The sequence below is a fragment of the Cobetia sp. 4B genome, assembly GCF_018831605.1.
Lineage (GTDB): Bacteria > Pseudomonadota > Gammaproteobacteria > Pseudomonadales > Halomonadaceae > Cobetia > Cobetia amphilecti.
The window spans coordinates 1,531,527-1,556,108 of sequence record NZ_CP059843.1 but is presented as its reverse complement, the minus strand read 5'-3'; the positions used below and the strand labels follow the sequence as shown (position 1 = coordinate 1,556,108).

At 57.0% G+C, this 24,582-nt stretch carries 19 protein-coding genes; 12 read left to right on the top strand and 7 right to left on the bottom strand.

Annotated elements, in window-relative coordinates; translation table 11 throughout:
- Nucleotides 1–195: 195 nt before the first annotated feature.
- Genes H2O77_RS06675 through H2O77_RS06665 form a run of 3 tightly spaced genes read left to right on the top strand, consistent with a single transcriptional unit; the run spans nt 196 to nt 3,123 of the window.
- The gene (locus H2O77_RS06675) at nt 196–1,320 is read left to right on the top strand and encodes an ABC transporter substrate-binding protein (protein WP_043335820.1); all 1,125 of its coding nucleotides are present in this window, start codon (nt 196–198) and stop codon (nt 1,318–1,320) included.
- The gene (locus tag H2O77_RS06670) at nt 1,313–2,380 is read left to right on the top strand and encodes an iron ABC transporter permease (protein WP_215824224.1); all 1,068 of its coding nucleotides are present in this window, start codon (nt 1,313–1,315) and stop codon (nt 2,378–2,380) included. Before H2O77_RS06675 ends, H2O77_RS06670 begins: the two co-directional genes overlap by 8 nt.
- Complete coding sequence (locus H2O77_RS06665) at nt 2,374–3,123, top strand: ABC transporter ATP-binding protein (protein WP_043335824.1); 750 nt, start codon at nt 2,374–2,376, stop codon at nt 3,121–3,123. The genes H2O77_RS06670 and H2O77_RS06665 overlap by 7 nt, the downstream gene beginning before the upstream one ends.
- Here H2O77_RS06665 and H2O77_RS06660 read toward each other — a convergent pair.
- On the bottom strand, nt 3,101–4,000 hold the full coding sequence (locus tag H2O77_RS06660; RefSeq protein WP_215824223.1) for a DMT family transporter: 900 nt from the start codon (nt 3,998–4,000) through the stop codon (nt 3,101–3,103). The two genes, H2O77_RS06665 and H2O77_RS06660, sit on opposite strands and share 23 nt — an antisense overlap.
- A gap of 772 nt (nt 4,001–4,772) precedes the next feature.
- Between H2O77_RS06660 and H2O77_RS06655 the strand changes: the two genes are divergently transcribed.
- The 8 genes from H2O77_RS06655 to H2O77_RS06620 all read left to right on the top strand — a co-directional run bounded on the left by H2O77_RS06655 (nt 4,773) and on the right by H2O77_RS06620 (nt 16,560).
- Nucleotides 4,773–5,318 (top strand): hypothetical protein, encoded by a 546-nt coding sequence (locus H2O77_RS06655; RefSeq protein ID WP_215824222.1) that lies wholly within the window; start codon nt 4,773–4,775, stop codon nt 5,316–5,318.
- Nucleotides 5,315–6,880 carry a DEAD/DEAH box helicase family protein gene (locus H2O77_RS06650; protein WP_215824221.1) on the top strand — a complete coding sequence of 522 codons (1,566 nt, stop codon included), beginning with the start codon at nt 5,315–5,317 and terminating at the stop codon, nt 6,878–6,880. The genes H2O77_RS06655 and H2O77_RS06650 overlap by 4 nt, the downstream gene beginning before the upstream one ends.
- A 333-nt stretch (nt 6,881–7,213) precedes the next feature.
- Complete coding sequence (locus H2O77_RS06645; protein ID WP_215824220.1) at nt 7,214–8,161, top strand: site-specific integrase; 948 nt, start codon at nt 7,214–7,216, stop codon at nt 8,159–8,161.
- A 364-nt stretch (nt 8,162–8,525) separates the two neighbouring features.
- Nucleotides 8,526–9,350 carry a hypothetical protein gene (locus tag H2O77_RS06640; protein WP_043335830.1) on the top strand — a complete coding sequence of 275 codons (825 nt, stop codon included), beginning with the start codon at nt 8,526–8,528 and terminating at the stop codon, nt 9,348–9,350.
- 134 nt (nt 9,351–9,484) lie between these two features.
- Nucleotides 9,485–11,974, top strand: coding sequence for a hypothetical protein (locus H2O77_RS06635; RefSeq protein WP_153635476.1), 2,490 nt, complete (start codon nt 9,485–9,487; stop codon nt 11,972–11,974).
- Entirely contained in the window at nt 11,971–14,583 is a 2,613-nt protein-coding gene (locus tag H2O77_RS06630) for a site-specific integrase (protein WP_153635475.1), read from the top strand. Before H2O77_RS06635 ends, H2O77_RS06630 begins: the two co-directional genes overlap by 4 nt.
- A 445-nt stretch (nt 14,584–15,028) precedes the next feature.
- A complete protein-coding gene (locus H2O77_RS06625; protein WP_084589588.1) occupies nt 15,029–15,271 on the top strand; it encodes a helix-turn-helix domain-containing protein in 243 nt (80 codons plus the stop codon).
- Nucleotides 15,268–16,560, top strand: coding sequence for a type II toxin-antitoxin system HipA family toxin (locus H2O77_RS06620; protein ID WP_052384808.1), 1,293 nt, complete (start codon nt 15,268–15,270; stop codon nt 16,558–16,560). The genes H2O77_RS06625 and H2O77_RS06620 overlap by 4 nt, the downstream gene beginning before the upstream one ends.
- Before the next feature lie 59 nt (nt 16,561–16,619).
- Here the strand turns inward: H2O77_RS06620 and H2O77_RS06615 are convergent, their stop codons facing one another.
- From H2O77_RS06615 to H2O77_RS06595, 5 genes are all read right to left on the bottom strand, one after another.
- Nucleotides 16,620–17,387 (bottom strand): NERD domain-containing protein, encoded by a 768-nt coding sequence (locus H2O77_RS06615; RefSeq protein ID WP_225347876.1) that lies wholly within the window; start codon nt 17,385–17,387, stop codon nt 16,620–16,622.
- Nucleotides 17,388–17,645: 258 nt separating this feature from the next.
- Complete coding sequence (locus H2O77_RS06610; protein ID WP_024953449.1) at nt 17,646–17,987, bottom strand: DUF427 domain-containing protein; 342 nt, start codon at nt 17,985–17,987, stop codon at nt 17,646–17,648.
- A gap of 77 nt (nt 17,988–18,064) precedes the next feature.
- Nucleotides 18,065–19,384 carry an ergothioneine biosynthesis protein EgtB gene (gene egtB / locus H2O77_RS06605; RefSeq protein WP_024953448.1) on the bottom strand — a complete coding sequence of 440 codons (1,320 nt, stop codon included), beginning with the start codon at nt 19,382–19,384 and terminating at the stop codon, nt 18,065–18,067.
- 271 nt (nt 19,385–19,655) lie between these two features.
- Entirely contained in the window at nt 19,656–20,693 is a 1,038-nt protein-coding gene (locus H2O77_RS06600) for a TauD/TfdA family dioxygenase (protein ID WP_024953447.1), read from the bottom strand.
- Between the two features lie 214 nt (nt 20,694–20,907).
- Complete coding sequence (locus H2O77_RS06595) at nt 20,908–21,903, bottom strand: ion transporter (RefSeq protein ID WP_024953446.1); 996 nt, start codon at nt 21,901–21,903, stop codon at nt 20,908–20,910.
- 198 nt (nt 21,904–22,101) lie between these two features.
- Here H2O77_RS06595 and H2O77_RS06590 point away from each other — a divergent pair, with 198 nt between their 5' ends.
- Entirely contained in the window at nt 22,102–22,560 is a 459-nt protein-coding gene (locus H2O77_RS06590; protein WP_024953445.1) for an META domain-containing protein, read from the top strand.
- A 221-nt stretch (nt 22,561–22,781) separates the two neighbouring features.
- Here the strand turns inward: H2O77_RS06590 and H2O77_RS06585 are convergent.
- Nucleotides 22,782–23,956, bottom strand: a protein-coding gene (locus tag H2O77_RS06585; RefSeq protein ID WP_240548738.1) for an IS3 family transposase whose coding sequence is annotated in 2 segments (ribosomal slippage) — nt 22,782–23,701 and nt 23,701–23,956 — 1,176 coding nt in all. Because the reading frame shifts where the segments join, the coding sequence is not laid out codon by codon here.
- Nucleotides 23,957–24,582 lie beyond the last annotated feature (626 nt).

Sequence of the window (24,582 nt, the reverse complement as noted above, 5' to 3'; positions counted from 1 at the left end):
GCCTCTTGGAGTACCAGGTAACGGCACTGACGACAAATCGAGACAACAGGGACCATATCGACGCTCATTGGGAATTACTTCATAATCGCAACGCTGATGATAATGATATGCAACTGCTGGTGATGTGAACTGCTATGCAAAAGTCAGCATCTCCCCGTCGCTAGCGCTGCCCCTCCACTTCTCAACGAGCACACCATGAAGACCTTTCTCCCTACGGCCGCCTGCGGCCTGTTACTGGTGGCCAGCGGTAGCATCTCGGCCCAGGACATCACTCTGACTGATATCGCTGGCCGTCAGGTTACCGTCGATGCTCCCGTGAAGCGCATGATTCTCGGTGAAGGCCGTCAGGTCTATCTGCTGGGGGCTCTGCAGCCCGAAGCCCCCTTCGAGAGCGTTGTCGGATGGCGAGAAGATTTCTCTCAGGCGGATCCCGATAACTATGCTCACTATGCCGAGCGCTTCCCCGAACTCGAGAAGATTCCGACCTTCGGTGGCTTCAAGGATGGCACCTTCGATGTCGAGCAGGCGGCAGCCCTGAAGCCGGATGTGGTGCTGATGAACCTGGAAGCGCGTCAGGCAACCGAGGACGCAGCCTATGACGACAAGCTGGCACAGCTGGACATCCCGATCGTCTACGTCGACTTCCGTGAGGATCCACTCGCGAACACCACGCCGTCGATGCGCCTGATGGGCCAGTTGCTGGGCAAGGAAGACAAGGCGGAGGCGTTCATCGCCTACACCGAAGAACAGATGGCACGCGTCACCGAAGTCATCGCGAAGCAGGACCCACAGCGTCCTGACGTCTTCATCGATCGCGCCGGCGGTTACTCCGACGACTGCTGCATGAGCTTCGGGCCGGGCAACTTCGGCGAATACGTTGATCTGGCCGGCGGCCACAACATCGCCGAAGGCATCATTCCCTCCACCTTCGGCACCCTGAACCCCGAGCAGATCATCGCCGCCAATCCTGAGCATGTCGTCGTGACAGGGGGAAGCTGGGACGCCTATGTGCCGGGCGGCAAATGGGTCGGTGTCGGCCCGGGGGCCGATCAGGAGCTCGCTCGCGAAAAACTTCAGGCCCTGACCCAGCGCGTGGCCATGACGGGCATTCAGGCCGTCGACGACGCCAACTTCCACGCCATCTGGCATCAGTTCTACAACAGCCCTTACTACTTCGTGGCGGTCCAGAAGATGGCCAAGTGGTTCCATCCGGAGTTGTTTGCCGATCTTGACCCGGAAGCCACCATGCAGGAGCTGCACGAACGCTTCCTGCCCGTGGACTATGCACCTGGCTACTGGGTATCGCTGAAAGATGAATGATGTCACCTCTTCCACTCCCCTCTCTCAAGGGGGGAGTCACTACCGTTCTTCGGTGGTCAAACGACAACTGATTCTGGTGTCACTGGGCGTGGCACTGTTCCTGAGTCTGTGTCTGGACCTGTCGCTCGGTCCGGCACGCTTCCCGCTCGATGAGGTCATCGCGGCATTGATCTCACCAGACTCCGTCAGCGATCAGGTGCGGGTCATCCTGTGGGAAATTCGCATGCCCGTTGCCCTGATGGCGCTGGTGGTCGGTGCCAGCCTGTCGGTGGCCGGTGCCCAGATGCAGACCATCCTGAGCAACCCCCTGGCCAGCCCCTTCACTCTGGGCATCTCGGCCGGGGCCAGCTTCGGTGCCGCGCTGGCACTGGCCTTTGGCGTCGCGATCATTCCCGCCGCCATCGATTATGTGGTCCCCATCAATGCCTTCGTCATGGCCATGATCACGGCCTTCTTCATCCACGCCTTGAGCATGAAGCGAGGCGTGACGATCGAGACCATCGTGTTGCTCGGCATTGCCATGGTCTTCATCTTCAACTCACTGATGGCCCTGATCCAGTTCTTCGCCAGCCAACAGGCCGTGGCCGCCGTGGTCTTCTGGACCATGGGCAGCCTTACCAAGGCCACCTGGCCCAAGTTCTGGGTCTCGCTCGGCGTTCTGGCGATCGTGCTGCCGCTGCTGGCACGTCATGGCTGGGCACTGACGGCCATGCGCCTGGGAGATACCAAGGCGGAAAGCATGGGCGTCAAGCCCAAGGCGCTGCGCCTGGAAGTGCTGGTGCTGGTCTCGCTACTGGCTGCCATCGCCGTGGCCTTCGTCGGCACCATCGGCTTCATCGGTCTGGTCGGTCCGCATATCGCACGTCTGCTGCTGGGGGAAGATCAACGCTTCTTCGTGCCCGGCTCTGCCCTGTGCGGGGCGTTGATTCTCTCGATCGGCTCGGTGCTGTCGAAGATCATCCTGCCGGGTACGGTGATCCCGATCGGTATCATCACCTCACTGGTCGGCATTCCCTTCTTCCTGTTCCTCATCCTGCGACAGAAGTCATCCTCATGGTAACGCTCACGCTTGATCACTTGTCCGCCCACTATGGTCGCCGCCAGATTCTGGCGGAGGTCACGACGCCCTGCTTTGAAGGGGGCCAGGTGGTGGCCTTGCTGGGGCCCAACGCCGCCGGCAAGTCGACCTTGTTCCGGCGCATCCTCGGGTTGATCGACGGCGGTGGAGAGGCACGCGTCGAGGGCGCGACTCGCCAGCGCCCCATCGGCTACATGCCACAGGACACCGGCGTCAATGCCGTGCTGACGGTCTATGAATCGGTACTACTGGCGCGCATGCAGGGGCGCAGCCTGAAGGTTCAGCCCGAGGACATGACAGAGGTAGAGCGTGCACTGGACGATCTGGGAATCAGCGCGCTGGGCGAGCGGGACATCAGTGATCTGAGTGGAGGCCAGCGCCAGCTGGTGGGGGCCGCCCAGGCGCTGGTGCAGTCACCCGAGATTCTGCTGCTGGATGAGCCAACCTCCGCACTGGATCTGCATCGCCAGCTGCAGCTGTTGACCATTCTGCGCCGCCTCGCCCGCGAGCGAGGCATGCTGATCATTGCCGCGTTGCACGACCTGGGCCAGGCATTGCGCTTCACGGACCAAGCCATGCTGCTTCAGAACGGCCGCCTCATCGCCAGCGGCCCAACCGCTGAGGTGGTCACCCCGGAGCGACTGCGTGAGGTCTATCGCGTGGCTGCCCGCATCGAGCCCTGCTCCCAGGGGCAGCCACAGCTCATCGTCGAAGAGGCCATCTGATCTGACGCCCTTCGAAGGCGGCCAGCCCTGCTCCTGCCAGCATCAGGGGCAGGGCAAACAGGAAGCCGCTCGAGATGGGAGCATGGAAGATCAGCAGGTCCGCCAGAATCGGCCAGAGCAACGCGACATACTCGAAGGGTGCCAGGCGGGACGCCTCAGCGTAACGCAATGCCAGTGTCATGCAGATATGCGCGGCACCCCCGAACAATCCCGACAGCACCAACAGTCCCAACGCCTCCTGGGAAAGCGGCGCCCACCCCATCGGTAGCGTTGCCAGGCCTGCCAAGGCCGAGACCAGGATGAAGTAGAAGGCGATCGCCCCGGCCGTCTCGGTACGCGAGATACGCCTCACCGTCAGCAGCGCACCAGTCGTCAGCAGTGCCGAGAGTACCCCCAGCACGTAGCCGGTCACATTGCCGGTACTGCTCTCGAGGTTCAGCGACGGCAGAATCAGCACCAATACTCCCGCCAAGGCCAACCCCAGCGCCAACGCCCGCTGGCGACTGAACCGCTCCCCCAGCAATATCACACCGCCCACGGCCATCATGACCGGGGTCAGCTGTGCCAGTAGCGTCGCCTCCGAGATGGGCAGCAAGGCAACCGCCGCAAAGGACGCAAACATCGCGGCCGCACCGAAACCGGAGCGCAGTAGATGCCCGCTCGGTCGACGGGTCGCCAGACCACGCGGAAACTCCTTGCGCCACATCATGAAGATCATGATCGGGATCAAGGCAAAGGCCGAACGAAAGAACACCGTCTGCCCCACTTCCACCGTCTCGCTGACCGCCTTCACACACACCATCATGCCGGTGAACAACACACCGGACAGCAATCTGAGAACAATTCCGGCCAAGGGCCGATCCACCAACTCCGTCATGACTGTCGATTCGCTACGCGGCTGAAAGAAAGGCAGCATTCTCCCGATTCCCTCGATCGAATGCCATGACAACGTGCCACGCCAGAGGCGAATTTTCGCGATATTGAGATCAACTTCGAATAGACGCCTCTTTTCCCGCTGGGTGATATTTACGACCTCTCTTTCATCTGCTAGATTTGGTTTATCGAGGCAAAATCCTCGGTCGGGTTTGGCGACTCGAATAGCAAAAGGCGCACAAGCGCCCAGACCATGGTTGGCGCTTTTTTTGTGCCTGCCATGCGTTATGGCGGTCGTGCGTGGGAGACCTCCGGGTCTGCCGGTTTCCTTTTGCGCCGGTTCGCCAACCCGCGTACGGCCGCCCCCATCACTGTTTGGCGACAGCGGGAGCGGCTCCAATAGCAAAAGGAGCTTCAACCATGGTCATCCAGACTACGGCATCTCCGCGTAGCCCCGATCTACCCACCCCCTATGGCGGCTATCCCGATCCCCCTTCCCAAGACTGTCGCGCACGTGTCGTTGGCGACTGCAGCGAGGTGCTGTCATGACCTCGAATTCTTCTCACACCACACCAACACCCTCATCTACTCCTCTTGCGCCCTCTGCTACGGGCAAGGCAATAGCCGAGACTTCCCAGACGCCTGAGACTTCGGTGTCACACGACTCGTCATCTACCATCACCTCAGAGGGCCAGCGTCGCTCTCCTCCCCCTCATACCTCGAGCACTCCCACATTCCAGGATTCCTCGACTGCCGCAGCTTATCGGCGAGGACAGTTGATCAAACAGCACTTCCAGCAGTGGCTGAAAGCCTTGAAGGATAAACCGACTCATTTCACGAAAGTCAGCTGCCGCAACGAGCTGATGAAACATCCAGAGTTGGCGGGCTACAAGCCCATTATTGTCCTGCAGCGTGTCGGTGACCTGATCGACCGCCTAGTCATTGATGGTCACGTTGTGCAATCCGACACCATCGGCAAGCGTCGTCGCGTCTATCAACTCATCGATAGCACTTCGGAGGGCCCTAATGGCACCTCACTGCCAAGTAATCGGCATGATATCGCCACGTCGAAAACCGATGACACATCGCACCTGTCACTCGATGAAGCACTGCAGGAACAACGTCGAGTCTTGAAAAAATCCATGCGGGCCGCGAAGGCGGAAGCCGAGCACCTCTATCAGTTGGCAAAGAACTATCCAGAAGCGAAACCAGACATCGTTCCACTTCAGGAAGATGCGATTCAGCGCGCCTGTGAACTTCAGGGACAACTATCCGCCGTGCTAGCGCTCTCTGCAAAACGCCATGCTGGAGGTGCATTATGACGCCGCGTCAGATCAATCGATTACTGCCCTCTCTGACAAGCCCGACACTCAGAGCCTGGCAAGCGCGTTGTATTGAGACAGCGCTTCAACGCCTTTCGGATCAGCAGCCCCATTTCCTGTGCCAGGCCACCCCGGGTGCAGGCAAGATGCTGATGGCAGCCGTCCTGACTGAGGAGCTGATTCTCAACGGGAGCATTGATCACGTCATCTATCTCGGCCCCACCTCTGCCGTGGTGGAGCGTGCACGCGAGACGTTTTCGCAAATTCTGGGGCGGCCCATGCAGGGCAGGCTGGGGGACATCGGTATTGCGCTGACCTATCAAGCGCTCAGCTTCCGCCTGGAGGATCTCAAGCAACTCTGTCGCCAAGGGCGTGTCCTGCTGGTCTGGGACGAAAGCCACCATGCCGCCGGCGCGACAGCATGCGCCGCAAAAAACGCCTACACCAGCTCGGCAGCCACCGGCGCCAATCAATGGGGATTGGCACTCTTGGCATTGGAGCGCGATGTTCGCTTTACGCTCGCCTTGTCAGGCACTCCTTGGCGCACTGATGGCAGTTGCCTTCCGATGCTGCGTTATATGGCACCGAGCCATGAAGACGCCTCAGCGTCCGAGCCATCGGCGCCAACCCTGCCATCGGCGGACAGTGACCGCCTCGCGCTGATCCCAGACTTCACTTATCCCCTGCGTGATGCCATCCAGGATGATGTCTGCCGTACTCCCCAGATATACCTGATAGATAATGACGACATACGTCTGGTGGCAGAACAGCAGGCGCAGCGTGAGACACTGTATTACCAAAGCATCCCAGCCCTGTTGCGTCATCCAGGGGTGCATTACGCCGCCTTGCTGCGTCACCCGGGGCCTCAGCAGCATTTGCTGGACGTCAGCTGCCAACGCTTGCGACAGCTTCAGGAGAAAGACCCGACCGCCGCAGGATTGGTGGTGGCATCCAACATTTCCCATGCGGAAGACATCGCTGATTGTCTGAAACAGATGGGACAGACGGTGTGTCTGGTAACCAGCCAGACGGAAGGGGCGCACGCACGACTTGAGGCCTTTCGCTACGGCCATACCTCGTGGATTGTCTCCGTCAACATGGTCAGTGAAGGGATCGACATTCCCCGCTTGCAGGTATGTTGCTACCTCAGCCACGTCAGGACCGAACAGTATTTTCGTCAGGTGCTAGGCCGAATCATACGGCGTCGACATGCACAAGATGATGCGTGCTATTTCTATGCACTCAACGAAAGCACGTTACGGCACTACGCCTACCGGCTGTTTGACGACTTACCCGACGAGCATGCTGCGATCCAACTGGATCCCTTCTCTTCCCCGACAACACCCGCCCCAATCGTCTATCCAGCCACAGATTCGATAGCCTCCAACGACCCTGGCACGAGCGGAGAACTCCCCACGATTGAAATGCTTGGCGCGCCACATGCTCAGGCCCCCATGAGTGAGTGTGTGAGCCTACCAGAGGGAATACGAGAGATGACTCTCGATCTGGCAAATGATGTGGCGTTCTCCAACGCCTTCTTGGCGCGCTTGGTATCGCTTTGATCACAGGAGGCGACTCGGCAGCCTCGCTTGCACGAATAGCAGATGATTTCACTTTTTATAGCCTGCCCACCAAACATAAAATCAGAAAATCATGAACTTGCTAGTGGCATTCCCCCAATAACCCTAAGTATGCGTGACTATCGACTCTCCATGCCTTCTGAGGCATGCATTTCGGGTTGGCTGATTTACGAAGGGTGATAGCGTGAAATTCGATGGCCGCCTCACAAGCGCATGCCGGCCATTATTCCAACTTTTCGACATCGATGGAGATCCCTCATGGTGTCCAGACCACCGACAGGCATTCACCCGCCTCAAAGACGAAGACATCAGGCAATGCAAGTGATCCCCTATCAGGGAAACCAGGACTCTCTGCCGGGACTTTGCCTGACGGTCTCGGCACGAAAGCTGATAATGGCAAGCCTTGCACCGAGTACCATCCGAGCCTTCCAAAGCGACATACGGATGTTTCTCAGACGTGGCGGCACCCTCCCCAGCACCGACACGGAGATTGCCAACTACCTCACCCGGTGTTTCGAGGACGGTTATAAACCGAATACGCTCAAGCGACAGCTGTGCTCGTTACGGCGTTGGCACCTTGTCATGAATTGCCCCACCCTGGGCAATGAGCAAATGATCAAGGGGGTCATGCGCGGCTGTGCACGCCTCAATGAAGTGCCGGTGAAACGTGCACCAGCCTTGATGCGAGACGATCTGCATCAGCTGCTGAATAGCTTGGATTTGAGCGAGTTGCGAGATCTGCGCGACGCCGCCATGTTCTGCCTGACGTTCTATGGAGCATTTCGTTACAGCGAAGTCCTCAACCTTCGTGTCGAGCACCTCACATGGGATACACGAGGCGTGTTGGTCAGGCTCTCCCGCAGCAAGACCAATCAAGAAGGACGACATGAAGTCAAAGCCATTCACCATGCGGATACCTCGCTCCCCTACTGCCCCGTCAATCTCCTGTATCGCTGGCTGGAAGCCGCCCATATCCAAAGAGGTGCGGTATTTCGCAGCGTCTCGCTGGGCGGCAGGCCAGGAGGCTCGAAACTCTCTCGAACTGCTTTTCAGAATGCGTTGATCAGAGGGCTTGAGCGGTCAAACCTGGCTTCACGGGGATTCAGCACACATAGCATGCGTGCTGGCCTGATCACTGAAGCTCATCTGCGGGGGAAGAGCCTGGAGCAGATACAACGCGTAACAGGTCACAGGCATCTCAGCACCTTGACGGAGTATATTCGGATCGCAGACCCCTTCGAAAACAGTGCCAATGACTTTTGATAAACACGAACAGTACATTACCGTTCAATAATCGATGAATTGAGAAAAGCAATCAAACGCAAAGTCATAATAAAAAATCACTACCAATATTGACGCTAAAAAGCCCTAATGCTCGCGAAACGGTCGATTTTGACGGTTAACTGATGCAGTAGATTCTTGCTACTTGAGTTATGCTATTAGTACACATTGATTCAGATTAGACATATCAGGAGGTAGTACTCTCAGAGATATCGTTCTACAGGTCGGGTGTATTACTCGACTGATCATCACTACTCAAAGTTACTCGCGTTTGCTGGACATGAACTCGACGAATGATTCTCTCATACGTCTCGGCCCCCCTTTGCCTATCGTTGGAGTCATCAATATGCCAGATGCTACCTATACACCGTCACTAGTGAAAATCAGCGCTGACAAGACGCTTGTCATCTATCAGCGAGTACTCGAGGTGGACACCGCCGAGCTTATGAACGAGGAGCATGCTTTTCGACCAACGGTCGCGACAGAGAGCCTGCCCATAGCGCCTGTCCGCTTCCGCAGCAACGTTCAGTCGACTCACACTTCCGAGGAGTTCGTGAATTTTCATGTCATCAAAGCCATCGTATCCACACAGAAAGTGCCCGTCTCACAAAGTGTATTTTGCATCGAGATCGATATCGGCAGACTCAACGAAGATGAAGTCCAGGTGGTGAGATTCTATTACCAGGTGCTACAGCCTCTGCTCGAGCTTGGCTGGGAATGGATCAATATCCACAACCTACATACCACTGGCGATATCAATATTAACGAGAAGAAGTTATGGAACAATATACTCAGAAACTTCATTAGTGATGAAAGATTACAATACGCATGGAGCAATGTAGTCACTCAACAAAACTTGCCAATAACACACAAGCAAATCTCATCAATGTTCAAACATCGCTATTCCACTGACTCGATTAGAAAGTTTATGAACACAATAACGGATAGCGCTAATAAAAGTCAAAGTAATGCATCTAAAGATAGAAATATAGCAAACGGCGCCACTGTCGCTAAAACAAGTAAGAAGAACACCCATAGCAAAAGAAAAGATAATAGGAAGCAGGAATCAGATACCAACAAGCAAAGCAATATAAAAGAAAAAAACAAGTACTCGAACAATAAGAGGGAAAACGACTCAGATTCGCAAATTGATTGGCTTTATGAGCTTTGATTGACTGATAAACAGGAGGCTTTCACGTGAGTGAACACCAACTACCTGACCAAATATTGGCTAATTACGACCTCAATGCGATCGGGTCCCGCTGGCCCCTTGTACCGGAGTGGCTCAAGAGGAGCCTCCCACCCTTGATTGCCTCAGAATATCGCCTCAGTGCTCGCCTCTTTGCCGCCGATTACTCGGAGCCAGACCTTGTGCCCCAAGTAGAAGAGTTTCTAGAAAGCCAATTTTTTATGGAAGATGAGTCACATCGAAATCATAGAATGTCTCACTGCCTTCATTACACGGTGAACTACCGATTTATATCGCTCACTGATCCTCGCGTAAGCAGTATCCGAAAGCTGCTTAGACTGATTTTTTGTCAGCCACGTCGTACTGTAAGACGTGGCTCTGCCATCAAATATTACACCCAGATACTTGAGCTTAGAAAGGCGCTTAAGCGGCTACTTAACTGGGGCGACCTGGATGATATTCAAAACAGTTTCCCCAGACCCATTTCCCCTACCCTGGGAGAGCAGTTAGTTCCTCCTCCGGAGCATTTTTCCGATGCTGATTTGGAGCTGCTCGAACAGTTTCTTCATGCCTATGATAAAGCAACTGATCGTCCATCGGAGCATCCCAACCATCTGCGCAATAAGAAAGCGACACGCGCTTTGCTTGACGAAATTTATCAGTCGAGCCAGCTCACTCGTAGCCCAATAAGAAAACAGCATAGAGCTCGCAATGAAAATCAAAAAAGACGTCAACATGTCGATACCATTCTTCGTGATTCGCCACTTTGGGCCAGTGACAAATCTTACAAAATTCATGCTGAATATACCGACTATCGCTCCCTTGACAGGTCAATCCAAGCACTTGACCATGCCTTAATAGAGGATGATGAAGAGCTCACGGATGACAATGAACATCAGAATGAATCATCATCTAATGATCTGAACCAAAGCAGTATCTCACCCCTCGACCCAGTGAAAGAGCTATTCCATAACACGCTGCTTTCACAAGGCGATCAGGCGCTTCACCTTGAGAGCGTACAGCTCTTGCAACAGGCCCGCAGTCTCAAGACATCTGCAGACATCAGCCTACGCCCACAAGAAGAGGTTCTAGCAGCTTTACGTATCTTCCAACCACCGAAAGATGAGGAATTTCTCATAGAATCTGAGAGTGCTATTGCAAACCGACAAGCCTTGGCATTTCTTAGCATTCTACTTTGCAGTGGAATAGCACCTGAGCGCTTGCTGCAGACGACGGTAATCTCCCGATCCCCCAAGCTGCCCCTCAATAGCGATAGCAATCGTGAGTGGATCATCTGCCAGACACTGGATCAAGTTCCCAGCTGGTCACCGGAGGAGGGGCTACTCCATTACTCTGTCAACAAGGCACCTAACGAAACCATCATCACGTTGCCCTTGCCCAACGCTCTCAATCAGTCACTCATGGCCGAAAAGGCATGGCTCCCCGGCGCCCAGCCCTTCAAAGCACTGAAATCACTGATCGAGAAAAAACTCAAGCGCTGGGGGGATAACCGTCCCGGAAGTACTCTGACGTTGAGACGCGTGTCCGCCAGTCATCATCATTGGGTGATACCTGCCTGTGAAGATGAAGTGATCGCGACCTGGTTGCGAGGCGAGCTCCCGCTTTCGCTCTCTGCCCCGGCAACGTATCGAACGATACCTCTGCACAAGATTCAGAAGGCTTTTCTCTCGGCTCAAGCTGCGCTTGGCCTATTTCCCTTATTAGAAGAAGACTGTCGTACACCTCGCGAAGATCACACCGTGGGATCCACAAAAGCCCAGGAGCCGAGCTATTTCAAACGTCCGCTTCATTTGCTGACGCAACTTACCAAGAACCACGCCATGCTGGTTACCTCATTGATTACCTCACAAGGGAATCGTAGTCGCGACTTACGGGCAGTCGGCGAAGCCATTGCCCGGCAAGGTCAGATACTGGGAGCGCTGACCTTACTTGCATGGCAGCTCTGCACCTTGGCTCGCCCAATTGGATCCAAAACCCAATGTGAGCAGCTGGAAAATACGCTCTGGCTACGCGACAAGGATTCGGCTCGGGCACAGGAAAGCCGCCAAATTCCACTTGTCCCTGCCCTTGGCACATTGCTCCGGCTTCAGCATGAGTGGCGGGAGGAATGGCAACGATGGTGGAAACGCCACGGTGGCAAAGCAGACTTTCTTAGGCATGAACAAGTCGCCTACCCCGTTCAATGGAAGTTCAATGCCTCGACAATGATGTTGACGCAGCAACGCATGCAGCATGCTGACTGGCGACAGTGGCTCAAGGATCTTCCAACATTCATGCCTTCGCCTTTGGCAACTGAATTGAGCCAGTGGGGCCACCAGCCTTCCAATATCACGCGCCACAGCATGCTCACCGCGCTCCAATCGCGACTTTCTCACGCTGAATTTAGCGCACTCGCTGGGCACACCACCCAGGGGCACTCACTCCAATCCCCGGCCAGTGATCGGAGCCTGATTCAATCGGCGACACGAAGCGCACTAACCGATATCGCCAGACTATGCGGCTTGACACCGGATCTGCTTCACAGAGACGACCTCCCATGGCCCATTGAGCACGCCGGACCAGCCATTCAAGGAGATAGAGGATGAGCGCTGTTACCACCATTGATCTTCGGAAGAAAACCGATGTACCTGCCCAGGCCACGCACCAAGAGCTTACAACTCCGAAGCTGTCTCCGATCGAGCTTTCGAAAACACTGGGTAGGATATTCCGTCGCTGGGATGATCCAGCTCATCCCCTTTTCTCCTCATCTGAAGAGCTCAGACATTTCCGCAAGAATGTCGCACGCTACGCCTGGCGACGGCATAAGAAAAAGGTAACCAGAGCACAGGCTAGAGCGCAAAGTGCGCCTTCCACCAAGCCGTCTCGCGCTCGACACAATGCCACACGCTTGAACCAGCGAGCTGTACAAGCCTTGATTCGCAACGCCATCCAGCTTACCAAGGAAGCTGAACTCGACTTCAGCTCCCGAAAGGTCACCAAGGAAGTCGCGCTTGTACTGACTCATCTCAACCGAGAGCCTGACTTCGAGGCTACGATTCCGACCAGTATCAAGCGTCCGGTCAGACCCTCATCCGCGGCTACCTCATCACGAGATATCAAGGTTCAGCAACGGGTGCTGGATTCGGTACGCGCCCTGCAGAGCATTCCCGCTAACCAATGCACGCCAGAGCAGTCTCTTCTCTTCCTGGCCTTGAGCATGGGTACCCTGCTGGGGATGGAGGAAGAAGTGATTCGCCATACTTTGCTGAACTTGAGCTCAGAGCATCTGCCACGCCTGAACACCAAGCGCGGTCCCCACCATTGGTTCATCGGCTGCCTGCCAGGGTTATCTCGAACACATCCAGCCCATTACCGGCTAAAAATCCCGAATCATCTCAGGAGGCTACTCAGGGCTTGCCGTCAGTCCCCTGCCCCATCATCAGCCCCCTCCTCTCAGCGAGCAGATGTATGGTGGTTCTCCTCGGATGCTACGCTGGATCTAAACAGTCCATTGGAAGCGCGAGCTGCCCATCTGGATCAGCTCTTGGTCACCGGTCTGTCACAGCTGCTAGATAGCCAGGCACCACGCAGGACTGGTTCCTCCGCTTCGCTGAAGAGTGTCCGATCATTGCTTCGTCATGCCTTTCGGTGCACGACATTGTTGGGCCCTGCGCCCCTCTGGTCACAGCTGCTTCGGCGCTATCCCCTGCCGGTGTGTAGCTGGCGTTCTCCTTGGCAGCATGACGAAAGCCTCTTTTTATCGGCGGCATCCCTCCCTACCTCCGGTACGTCAAGCGCTTCCGGCGCCATGGATGCCTCTGAACCGGAAGACATCGAGACCGATCTTCACACCCCTGAACTCCTTATGGGAGGAGGCGTCAGGAGTAACGAATCGTCACCATCAACCTCCCCTCGATACAGGCAGGATCAACTATCAACAGACTGGTATGTGAAAGCAGGCAACCAACTGTATGCGTATATCACCGAACTGGAGCATGAAGGTCTGATAACCCCCAGAGGGGAATCTGCGATCCAGCGGCATGACGCCATTACGTCTCGCTACGCGAAGAAGCTGATACACATGCTGGGCGAAGACAGCTATCCACTCTGGATACTGCTATGGCTGTCTTATCAATCGAGCACTCAAGGCAACAAAGCCAGCACGCTCAGAACTTACCTGAGTCGTCTGACGCCCACCTCCATGATGATGTTGCCCGATATCCCATGGTTGACGCTCTGGGATGGAGAACTGATGGAGGCGATCAGCGAACAGCTACCGACTCAGAAAGGCTGGGACACTTCGACGTCCCACAACTTCTTCCAGACGTTCAATCAGTTCATCAGCTTCTGCCAAGGTAACGATCGATTAACGGGTATTCCCCCCGTGCAGGGTGAGGGAGGTCGCTTCATCAGTACATTGCGTACACATCTGATCATGCCGCACGAGGCGGAACATCTGACCCGGGCGCTCTCCCGAAGACGGAGTGGATTGCGGCGCAGCTGGCTGATCGCCTTCCTCCTTGGCTACTACGGGGGCCTGAGAGCTGGAGAAGTCATGGCATTGACACTGCATGACGTCATCATCAATCAGCCGGGAGATGACGGCCCCACCTACTGTTACGTAGAAATCCATGCTGGGAAGACCGCAAATGCTCGTCGCAGCGTTCCTCTTCACCTTTTGATATCCCCAGAATTGATGACGCTGGTGAAAGAATGGATTGATAGGCGCCGAGAGTCCTTTGCTGGCCAGCAGCGTTTGAAGAACATTGCCTTGCTGGGGCCAGAAAGCTCTCCGCTGGGCTATTCAAGAGAGAGCTTGCTGACCCCGCTCATGGCATGGGCCCGGCAGTCTCTCCGCGGTGCTCTCACACCCGGATTGGAGCTGGAGGACATCCACTTCGACTTTCATCTCTTGAGGCACAATGCAATCTCGTGGCTCGTACTGCGCCTCTACAGCGACGACTACCCTCAGCTTCTGGATCGCCTTTCCTCCACCTGCCGAGGACATTGGTCCTTCACTCCTGCAGCACTGGCGAACTGCCGCCGAGCGGTCTACGACGTACTGGAAAGAGATGCCAAGGCACGAGGTCACCGTCTCGAGTTACTCGCCAAGTTGATCGGGCACCGCAACTCTCAAACACTGACACATCACTACACGCATGTGCTGGGTGAGATACATGGTGAGGTACTTCTGGAGCTGATGAAGCGACGCTGAAGGCGAAGATCGCATACTCGCATACTGGCTGTCGCCTATCGAAGCCGAAGCGCAGGTGGTCGACGGGCTAGAGATAGCCCAACCCCGATGTATCACCCTCCATCACTTGCGGTGTTGCACTCAGAGTCCACCTGCGCCATCTCACGCTCGGCAACCAGGATGAGTCAGGAGGTACAGTAGGCTGTCCGAGCCTGTACACACGGATGGAGCATTAGCAGTTCATGCGTGGTGCGATGATCTCCTTGACACTTTGACAGACTGATCGCCCCAAATTGTCCTGAAAGGGAAAAATTGCAGCACTTGCAACCCGCACACCAACTATTTTCCCTATAGGGAAAAATTCAGGACTACTCCAGTATATCCACCCAATTATCCCTATAGGGAAATTTTTAAGTATACTAAATTGTTTACAACAACCCGCTTTCTTATCGTGAAAGGTCTTAGCATGCCCCTATCGCAAGCAGTTCCCATTCATGATGCCGCAACGCTTGGCAAGTTGATTCGCCGCGCTCGCAAGCAGCAAGGGCTAAATCTTGAAACCCTCGCAGGTCTTTGCGGGTTGAGCATTCGCTTTCTGAGTGAGTTGGAAAACGGCCGTGACAGCTGCGGGTTGGGTCGCATATTGATCGTACTTGATACGCTAGGCATCGAGCTGTCCGCTGTTCCACCGGAGGGATCCGAATCATGATATTGCCGGATTCGTTGAACGTATGGCGCGACACGCAGCATGTAGGGACGTTGTGGCGCGGCACGGATGGCCGACTGATGGGCTTCGAATACAACGATACCTGGCGACAGAACGGGCATGCCATTTCGTACAGCTTGCCTCTAAGCCAAAAGGCTTGGCAGCCCCAAGACCTTCTGGCGCATCACTGGTTCGCAAATTTGCTGCCTGAAGAGCAAGCCCGGGCGGCGCTGATCAAGCGCCTGGGTATACCAGACGACGACTTCTCGCTACTGGCGACCATCGGCGGCGATTGTGCTGGTGCGCTGACGATCCTTCCGAGCGATCACATGCCGCCGTCAAGAACCCTACCGTCATCCCTCGATGACAACTACCGCGAGTTGCCGCTCGATCGACTTGCGCAATGGGCAGGTGCTCGCGAGCGGTATGCCCTGATGAATGAAGGAGCTCTGGCCAAACGCCCTCGTCTTTCGCTGGCCGGCGCGCAGGACAAGATCCCTGTGCGACTGTGGAACGATACACTCTACTTACCTATCGGAATCGAACCCTCTACCCATATTTTGAAATTCGCCGTCGAAGGGCGTGAGCAAGTCATTCTGAATGAGCTGTATCTGAACAATCTGGCACGCTTGGGGGGAATAGCCTGCCCGAGGACCACGATGGTCTATGCCGGCCGACATCCTTACTTGATGGTCGAACGCTACGACCGCTTGGGTATTGAAAGCGGACACGTCGAGCGTTTGCATCAGGAGGATCTGTGTCAGGCCATGGGCGTGTCGCGGAATCAGAAATACCAGGCTTACGGTGGGCCACGTTTCGGAGAGATCGTGCAAACAGTCCGCGAAGCCTGCCGACCCTCAGCGGCATCCATTCAGCAGCTGCTTCGCTGGCAAATATTCAATGTGCTGGTTGGCAACAGTGACGGCCATGCCAAGAACGTGTCCTTGTTACAGGACTCCCGAGGTCGTTGGCAGATCGCCCCAGCCTATGACCTCGTTGGCACCATAGTGCTCGGTTACGATTCAGACATGGCCTTCTCCCTCGGCGGGGAGTTCAATTCGATGCAGCTGCTACCGCGCGATTGGCAGGCCTTTTCGGAGGAGTGCCGATTCAGTTATCCGTTTGTGAAGCGCCAAATTCAACAGATGGTTACCATGCTCGCTGATCTATCCGACTCAGTCATACTCAAGGAGCAGCTACAGCAAGCCGGTCTCGAAGGCAAAGGCTGGACGAGGTTGCAGCAGCAACGTCAACACATTCAAAAGCAGTGCCGCCGTGCCGAGCGATGGTAGTGCCTGTCAGCGAAATTCAAGTTTGGATGTTGCCTCGTTCGGGGCCGTGAAGGCAGTCATCACACCGCCTGTGTCGCGCGACACTCCGGATAGGCCGAGCATCCCCAGAACTGCTGGCCCTCACGTACACCTGCTTTGGCAGTACGCAGCACCATACGGCTACCGCATTTCGGGCATTCACGTCTCGCCTGTGGATCATTGCGCTGCTTGAGATGCTGCACATGAGCACGCTGCGTCGCCCGAGTCGGCGCCAGCCGCCCCGTCAGCAGCGCCTCATGCATGGCCTCGACCTGCGCCTCGCTGAAGATGGGGGCCTTGAACGACTGTACGAAGGAAACGAAGTCAGTACCGCGCGTCACGTTGGCTGGCATCTCACCCTTGAGCCTGGCGTTGCCGACGAAGACGATCACCGAATGCAGATGCTCGGGAGTCACGCCAAGCGTCGTCTCCAGTGCCTTGAGATGCTTGTAGTTCTGACGTAGCGGGTTCTGGAAGCTGAACGACTGTCGAGGAAACTGCTGGGTCCAGTTCGCCTCGTGCTCACTGCCGAAGATCCAGCCTTTCATGTTCTTGGTTTCCAACACGAAGCAGCCGAAACGCGACAGCAGCACATGATCGATCTGGGTGGTGCCGCTCTCGGTCTTGAGGGTGACATTGTGCAAGGCCCGATAGCCCTGCTTGCCGAGTCGACGCGCCATCCAGCGCACTCGCCACTCGCCAATGCGACCTTTCATGCGGGGAGACTTGAGATAACGACTGACGCAGGAGGCCAGCACGAGGCATAGCAGTACACTCATCACCGGCGCGATGTTCGAAGGGACAACCACTGTCATGACTCCTGGTGCAGCCTGTACGGAAAGGAATCAAGCGAGGTGATTCGTCCAACCGGAGTACTGAGCCTTGATAAGGGAAAGGTAATGCTGCACCGCGCCCGATGGAGGAGCGCGGTGCAGCAAACTGCAGGATTCTAACCATCTGGCGAACGCCAAGCTACTGTTCTCTATCGGTTTATCTCTGAAGCAGAGCACGACGGAGCGTTGTGCATCGACGAGAGAATCAGGTTGGCGACGAGCCGTTCGTCTGAATCACTCCACCTCCAACATGACCTTGTCGGTATCGAACGCCAGCCGCCCGGCGATCGCCTGCACCTCCTCGATGGGGTGATCGTAACTCCAGGCGATATCAGGAAGATCCGGCAGCGAGTAATAGGTACTGTCGCCCTTGAACGGACAATGAGTGACGGTGTGAGAAACCGAGAGCTCCGCCATCGCCACATCGGCGCGCGGCAAGTAGAGCCTCGGCGGATAGCCCTTCTCGCGCAATTCCAGCGCGTTGCCAGTGTCAGCGATCACCGTCTCACCGACCAGGATTCGCACCCGCGAGGATAGCGGGTGCAGCGTGATACGCGGTTCGAGGTGGTCGGCCATGAAGACTCCTTTACGGGTTGGCGGGTGAAAGCGGCAGATGAAAGTGCCTTGAGGCGCGTTCTGAAAGAGTCAGACCCTCAGACCCCACCGTCCCTGGCGAGCCGAAAGCCGGAGAACGCCCAGCGCGCCTCGGGCGGGAAGAAGTTGCGATAGGTCGCGCGGATATGATCGGCAGACGTGGCGCAGCAACCCCCACGGAGCACCATCTGACCGGACATGAACTTGCCGTTGTACTCCCCCAGGCTGCCCGGCAGTTTGCGAAAGCCCGGATACGGGCGATAGGCACTGCCCGTCCACTCCCAGACATCGCCGAACATCTGACTCGGCATGCCTTCGGAGCTCGCGGCCGCGACTGGCTGTAGATAATCCTGATCGACGAAGTTACCAGAGAGAGGGACATCCTGACCGACTGTCTCCCACTCGGCCTCGGTGGGCAGGCGCGCGCCCGCCCACTGGGCGTAGGCATCGGCCTCGAAGAAGCTGACATGGCAGACCGGCGCATTCAGATCCACCGGCACCAGGCCACCTAGCGTGTAGTGATGCCAGACGCCGTCGCGCTCGACCCAATAAAGCGGCGCCGGCCAGCCTTCCGCCTTGACCGTCGCCCAGCCATCCGCCAGCCAGTGCTCGGGGGTGGCGTATCCGCCGTCCTGCATAAAGGCGAGAAACTCGCCGTTGGTCACCGGACGGTCGGCCATCTCGAACGCTTCGACGAACTGACGGTGTCGGCCCATCTCGTTGTCGTAGGCGAAGCCACCTTCGGCTGCATCATGGCCGATCTCGCGAACCCCGGCTGGATAGGCCAGCCATCCAAGCGACGGCACCTCCTGCGCAGGGGCTGGTGCCAATCCCGGAGTCAGATCATCCCGATAGGCCGGACACAGTGGGTTCTGCGCCAGAATGTGCTTGATGTCCATCAACAGCAGCTCCTGATGCTGCTGCTCATGCGGCAGCCCCAGCTCCAAGCGGCGAAGAATCTCGGGCAGATGTTCCCGTGGCGGATTCTCAAGCAGCGCTTGCATGGCCTGATCGACGTGCGCGCGATAGCGATAGACATCGTCGACGGTCGGGCGCGAGATCGTGCCACGCTCGGCGCGCGGGAACGGTACGCCATGGGTCTCGTAGTAGGAGTTGAAGAGGTGATCGTAGGCGGGGTCGAGCGTCTGATAGTCCGGCTGAAACGGCTTCAGGATGAAGGCTTCGAAGAACCAGGTGACATGGGCGATGTGCCACTTGGGCGGGCTGACATCTGCCATGCTCTGCACCATGTAGTCTTCCTTATGCAGCGGCGCACAGATCGCCTCGGTGGCGGCGCGTACCCGCTGGTACGCGCGTAGCCACTCCTTGGCATGCAGGCTATCGGGTCTTTCGATGACGGTGTCATGGGCAGATGACATGATGGCTTCCTTTACGAGTCTGGTTCTCTCCCTGAAACGTGATCGGACAGGCTCTTGGCCAGCACGGCTGACGTGCCTCCCCAGCCCCATCAGCGCTTGGCCGGGGTGATATCCCCACCCTATCACTCGTGTTGCTAATGCCAACTCTTCACGGACTCTGGTCTTTCCTCTGAAACTAGGTCTGCACCTTGATCTACCCCTGATCTGCCCTAGCCTTCACTTCGCTGTAACGCACGTCCCGCTGCAAGTGTCTTACCTGAGCGCGCCAGCCTCAGTTCTGCATCGGAATATTCTCTTCCCAACGAAAGCCGATACCGCCGCCCTGCCATACACCATTCTCCAGCGGGCTGGGGCCATGGATATCCACCTGCAGCGGCAGTCCGAAGCCAGGTGCCAGATCCTGAGTGCCACGCACGGTACTGCGATGCATGATCCGCAGGCCTTGCTCCTGTGCCGGCAAGTGCGCGCCGGGCGCGGCCCTATGAGCGACCGCCAGGTTATCGATGAACACGCAGTCGTTTTCCTGGTACTCGAAGTCGAGGGCGTAACCCTCGGTGAAGCCGGCATTCAGGATGGCGTTGTACTCACGGCAGAGCTGCGTCAGCTCTTCGGCGGTCAGCAGCCGGAAGGCATCCTGATCGGGTAGCTTCTCGATCACTGCGCCGGTCATGCCCAGATGAAGCCAGATGCACTTGCGACCGGTGATGGGGTGCTCGTGTACCACGGGATGTACGGCCCCGGAGGAGGAATTCACCGAAGCAAGACGGCGCCAGAAGGCCTGACGCTCGGCAGACAAGGCGTCATGGGCCGCGCCCTGATGAGCAAAGCAGGTACCGCCGCCGTTCTCGGCCGGGCGGATGATGTGGTAGCCGGAGTGCGAGAACGTATCGGTATTGAAGCTGCCGTCGTTATGCCACTGCGGCCCGACGCCGGGAATGCCGTGACGGCGATCGTTCGACAGCCGGAAGATGTGCCGGTTGCCATCGGGCGTGGCCGGATGCATCCCATGGGTACTGTGCAGCTCCTTGCCGCCCCACCAGCAACTGGCGCGCAGAAAGTCATCGGCCTCCAGGGGCGTATCGCGCTTGAAGACCAAGAAGCCGCGCTCGGCCATGATCTGCTCCAGCGCCTCAAGCACTGGCGCGGGCGGCGCGTCCTGAGCGGACAGATCGATTCCCCTCACCTCGGCGCCTATCGGCTCCAGCGGTGTGATGCTGCCGCCGAATTGCTGGATGACAGCCACCTGTGCCGGGTCGAACGGAACGCCCGGTGCTGACTCGGCTACCTCAGTGCGTGTTGGATTCGCCATGACACTGACCTCCTGTCGCGGCTCCCACGCTGGCGAGACGCTGATGTGTCATCAGGCCGCGCTATCGCTGCGCGACGACACTCGCGGCTCACAGACTCTCGGCGTGGGATGAATGTATCAGCATTCTCGCAAACACATTCCCGTGCGCCAAACCTCGCCCCATCTCATCCCGAACGCCGCGAGTTACCTATCAGGATGACGCTGGTGCATCACGTCACTCGTATTTCTTCTGCCAACTCTTCACGGCGATCCGCTCCTTGAGCAGATCCAGCATGTCGATCAGCACCTGCTCGGTGATCTGCTCCGTCCTCGGGTCAGTGCGCGACCAAGCATCGAAACCACTCTCTGCCAGGTGCCCCACCAGCGCCGAGAACTCCTTGGAACGCAGGCCGACCAGCGCTTCATCGACGAGATGGCAGGCCAGATCCGACAGCGAGCTTTCCAGCCCTTTCGTAAGCTGGGTGCCCATGGGCAGGCGCGAGACACGCTGAAGCTCCGGACTCTCGGCGAGGGTGCGACTGACCAGGCCCCGCACATAGCGCAGGGTATCGTCGCGATTCTGGGTATAGACATCCCCCGCCATGGTCTCGAGGCGCTGGGTAATTTCACGGATCAAGGCCTGCTTGCGAGGCTCCACGACACGCTCGATCACCGAAGATGAGAGGTCATCGCTGTCGCGCAACTGCTGCTGGACGTTATCGAGCATGCGCAGGGAGATACGGTCCGTCAGCTCCTCCAGCAGAATATCGAGATACTTGGCCGCCACCCCGTAGAGGTACCAGCGGCGAACATCGATCAAGCCGAGACGTTGCAGGCGGAACAACAGCGAGATCACACGCAACACACGCAACAGGCGGAAGCCGCTCAGCGGGATACACCCCAGCACGTCGTACCAGTGCACGAAGGGATAGAAGAACCAGCGGTGGTAGCGCCGCTCCGCAATGGCCACTGCCCACCCCGCCAGCACATCGAGCAGGAAGACGGCGACGAATGCCAGGTCGATAGAGAGGAAATTGGCGTGGATATTCTGCTCATAGGCCGCATGCAACCCGGGTGTCACGGCCTCGAAGGCCGTGTTCAGCGGGGGAATCAGGAAGAGACTATCGAATAGCAGCAATGCCAGATTGGCGATCACGAGCACGATGATGAACAGATCCCACCACAGATGTATCCGCTCCCTGGCGGACGAGGGCGTGCGGGTGGCTGGCATGACAACTCCTTGGCGATTGTTTCAGAATGCGTAACGCGTCTTCCTGACTCAGCCTACAACGCTTCAGATGACCACGCTGGCGATGACCGCGCATCAGCTGACCACACTGGCGATGACGCTATCTGCGAGGGCTTGCAGCGCTACCGGAGCCCAGCCCCGAATCGCCGTAGACACCCTATTAGTGAGGGAGACACCCGCATGAAACAAGCGCAAGTGATGACATGGGCCGCCGTGATGAGCGCAGCACTCACCCTGGGCGGCTGCGCAGGCGCTCAATCCTCTGAGGATTATCAAGGTGTCGACGAGCCACTGGAGAACACCTATTGGAAGCTGGTGACACTCGACAACCAGCCAACACCCGTGGTGGAAGGCAAGCGTGAAGCCCATATCGTCTTACATACACAAGACTCGCGAGTAGCCGGCTCCACCGGCTGCAATCGCCTGATGGGGGAATATCACCATGATGCGCAAGAACTCGGCTTCGGCCGCCTGGCCATCACGCGAATGGCATGTCCCGGTGAAGTAGCAACGCTCGAACGCGATTTCCTCGCGACACTCAATGACGTGTCGGGCTGGCAGATAGAAGGCAAGACACTGACGCTGATGGATGCACAAGGGGCGTCGCGTGCCCGTTTCCAGACAGTCCATCTCTATTGAGGACTCACAAGCTCCAGTGACAAGGTGTCGGGACGAGAAGAAATGCTTGCACTGCTTCATCGCGCCTGAATCACTCGTCCCGCTCCGGTCTTTTTGCGACATCCACGCCGCAGGGTATTCCCCATCTCGCATCTTCGGATTGCCGGGAGCATGAAGGGACTCACCTCGGCTACGCCTTTATCAGACGGCGAATTGTTTCTGGTAAAGGTCTATTGTAGTGGTCAAGTGTTTTTGGCCACCGAGCTTTGAGCATTCCAGTAGTTCTTTTCTGCCAAGTTCGGCGGTATCCCATCGTTATGCTTGTGCGGCCGGAGGCTGCTGTAGTAACCGATCATATAATCAGTGACAGATCGCTTCGCCGCAGCAACATCGGGATAGCCGATCTCTGGTATCCATTCCGTTTTCAGGCTTCTGAAGAAGCGCTCTTTTGGGGCATTGTCCCAGCAATTGCCACGGCGACTGAGACTCAGTGTCATTCGGTAGCGCCAGAGCATCTGCCGGAATGCCCGGCTGGTGTACTGGCAACCCTGATCCGAATGAAACAGGATATTCCGTGGCTCTCCACGCGATTCGTAGGCCATGGTCAGCGCTTTCTTTACCAGCTCCGTGTTCGGCGATAGGGACAATGCCCACCCCACGGGTTTACGAGCATACAAGTCGATGACCACTGCCAGATAAGCCCAGCGTGCCCCTGTCCAAATATAGGTAATGTCGCCGGTCCATACCTGATTGGGCTTCTTTACATCGAACTCCCGATCAAGAACATTCGGTATATCCAGGTGTGGCTGATCAGCCTTCTTGTAGGCGTGCCTCGGCGGCTGCGAACTCATCAGCCCCAGCTGCTTCATCCGCCTGCTGGCCCGATAACGACTCAACTGTATTCCTGCCTGCGTGACCATTTTTGCAATGCTGCGAGCGCCGGCAGAGCCGTTACTGACGGTATGCGCCTCGACAACCTGATCCAGCAGCTTCTGCTCAGTCTCACAAGGTCTTCTATCCCGACTACGCCAAGCCCGGTAGCTACTGCGATGCACCCCAAACACCTGACACAAGTGCTGCACCGCGTAGCTCTCTTCAAGTCGCTCGATTATCGAGAATTGCTCAGGGAGTCCGACATCAAGAGAGCGGTAGCCTTTTTTAATATTGCCTTCTCTTCTTCCACTCGCCGCAGCTTGCGCTTCAGTTCCTGGATCTCACGCTGTTCCGGCGTCAGAGCCTCACCTTTCAGCGGCGCCTTGCCTGCCCGCTCAGCGCGAAGCCTGCGAACCCAATACTCCATGGTGGATTTGCCAACCCCCATGGCCTCACACGCCGCCTTCAGCGTGTAGCCCTGGTCGACCACGAGCTGGGCCGCTTCCAAGCGAAATTCCGGGCTAAACGTTCTCTTCTTCGTCATCATCTGCACCTGATTGTCTCTGTGAGCCATCATACACTCAAAGTCAGGTGGCCAGATTCACTGTGCCACTACACCCAGCCATTCGCCCAGGTCACCACTTCAATGAGGCCGCTGCAGCTTACGGCAAGCTCCGTCTTGATCCGTGTCAATGGACAAGGTTCGAATCTGCGCTAGGTTAAGATATACATCACTCTGCAGGAGCCCTGCCGCATGGCCAGGCACACGTCATTTCCTAAGCAATCCTCGCGGTCTGCCACCGCCTGGCATCGCTTTGGTCTGGTCATCCTGCTGGGCATGGTGCTACTGCTCTCTAGCGCCGCCACAATGGCAGATGACCCCTCCTCGGCAGATGCTCCCTCCTCTACTGAGTCTGGCCAGGTTGGCGTTGAGCCTCACGCAGATACGCACTCGAACACCGAGTTCATCAACGCAGACTATCCTCAACCGCGATGCCACCATGGCCATGGCACTCGTAATGTCGGCAGCGCCCTGTTGCGCCTGGAGCGCCAGGACTTGGAGCTCGAGCCCCTTCCCTTGAGCATGACGGCCCCGGCCATAGCGCCCCGAGTTGTCACCGCCAGCGGCTCGCCAAGTGCCCCTCCCTCACCCTCCTCGGTTCCTGTCTA

Bases quoted from the DNA above. Each gene is read 5' to 3' on its own strand.
- H2O77_RS06675 (WP_043335820.1), top strand. From the start codon at position 196: ATGAAGACCTTTCTCCCTACGGCCGCCTGCGGCCTGTTACTGGTGGCC.
- H2O77_RS06670 (WP_215824224.1), top strand. From the start codon at position 1,313: ATGAATGATGTCACCTCTTCCACTCCCCTCTCTCAAGGGGGGAGTCAC.
- H2O77_RS06665 (WP_043335824.1), top strand. From the start codon at position 2,374: ATGGTAACGCTCACGCTTGATCACTTGTCCGCCCACTATGGTCGCCGC.
- H2O77_RS06660 (WP_215824223.1), bottom strand. From the start codon at position 4,000: ATGACGGAGTTGGTGGATCGGCCCTTGGCCGGAATTGTTCTCAGATTG.
- H2O77_RS06650 (WP_215824221.1), top strand. From the start codon at position 5,315: ATGACGCCGCGTCAGATCAATCGATTACTGCCCTCTCTGACAAGCCCG.
- H2O77_RS06645 (WP_215824220.1), top strand. From the start codon at position 7,214: ATGCAAGTGATCCCCTATCAGGGAAACCAGGACTCTCTGCCGGGACTT.
- H2O77_RS06640 (WP_043335830.1), top strand. From the start codon at position 8,526: ATGCCAGATGCTACCTATACACCGTCACTAGTGAAAATCAGCGCTGAC.
- H2O77_RS06630 (WP_153635475.1), top strand. From the start codon at position 11,971: ATGAGCGCTGTTACCACCATTGATCTTCGGAAGAAAACCGATGTACCT.
- H2O77_RS06625 (WP_084589588.1), top strand. From the start codon at position 15,029: ATGCCCCTATCGCAAGCAGTTCCCATTCATGATGCCGCAACGCTTGGC.
- H2O77_RS06620 (WP_052384808.1), top strand. From the start codon at position 15,268: ATGATATTGCCGGATTCGTTGAACGTATGGCGCGACACGCAGCATGTA.
- H2O77_RS06610 (WP_024953449.1), bottom strand. From the start codon at position 17,987: ATGGCCGACCACCTCGAACCGCGTATCACGCTGCACCCGCTATCCTCG.
- egtB (WP_024953448.1), bottom strand. From the start codon at position 19,384: ATGTCATCTGCCCATGACACCGTCATCGAAAGACCCGATAGCCTGCAT.
- H2O77_RS06600 (WP_024953447.1), bottom strand. From the start codon at position 20,693: ATGGCGAATCCAACACGCACTGAGGTAGCCGAGTCAGCACCGGGCGTT.
- H2O77_RS06595 (WP_024953446.1), bottom strand. From the start codon at position 21,903: ATGCCAGCCACCCGCACGCCCTCGTCCGCCAGGGAGCGGATACATCTG.
- H2O77_RS06590 (WP_024953445.1), top strand. From the start codon at position 22,102: ATGAAACAAGCGCAAGTGATGACATGGGCCGCCGTGATGAGCGCAGCA.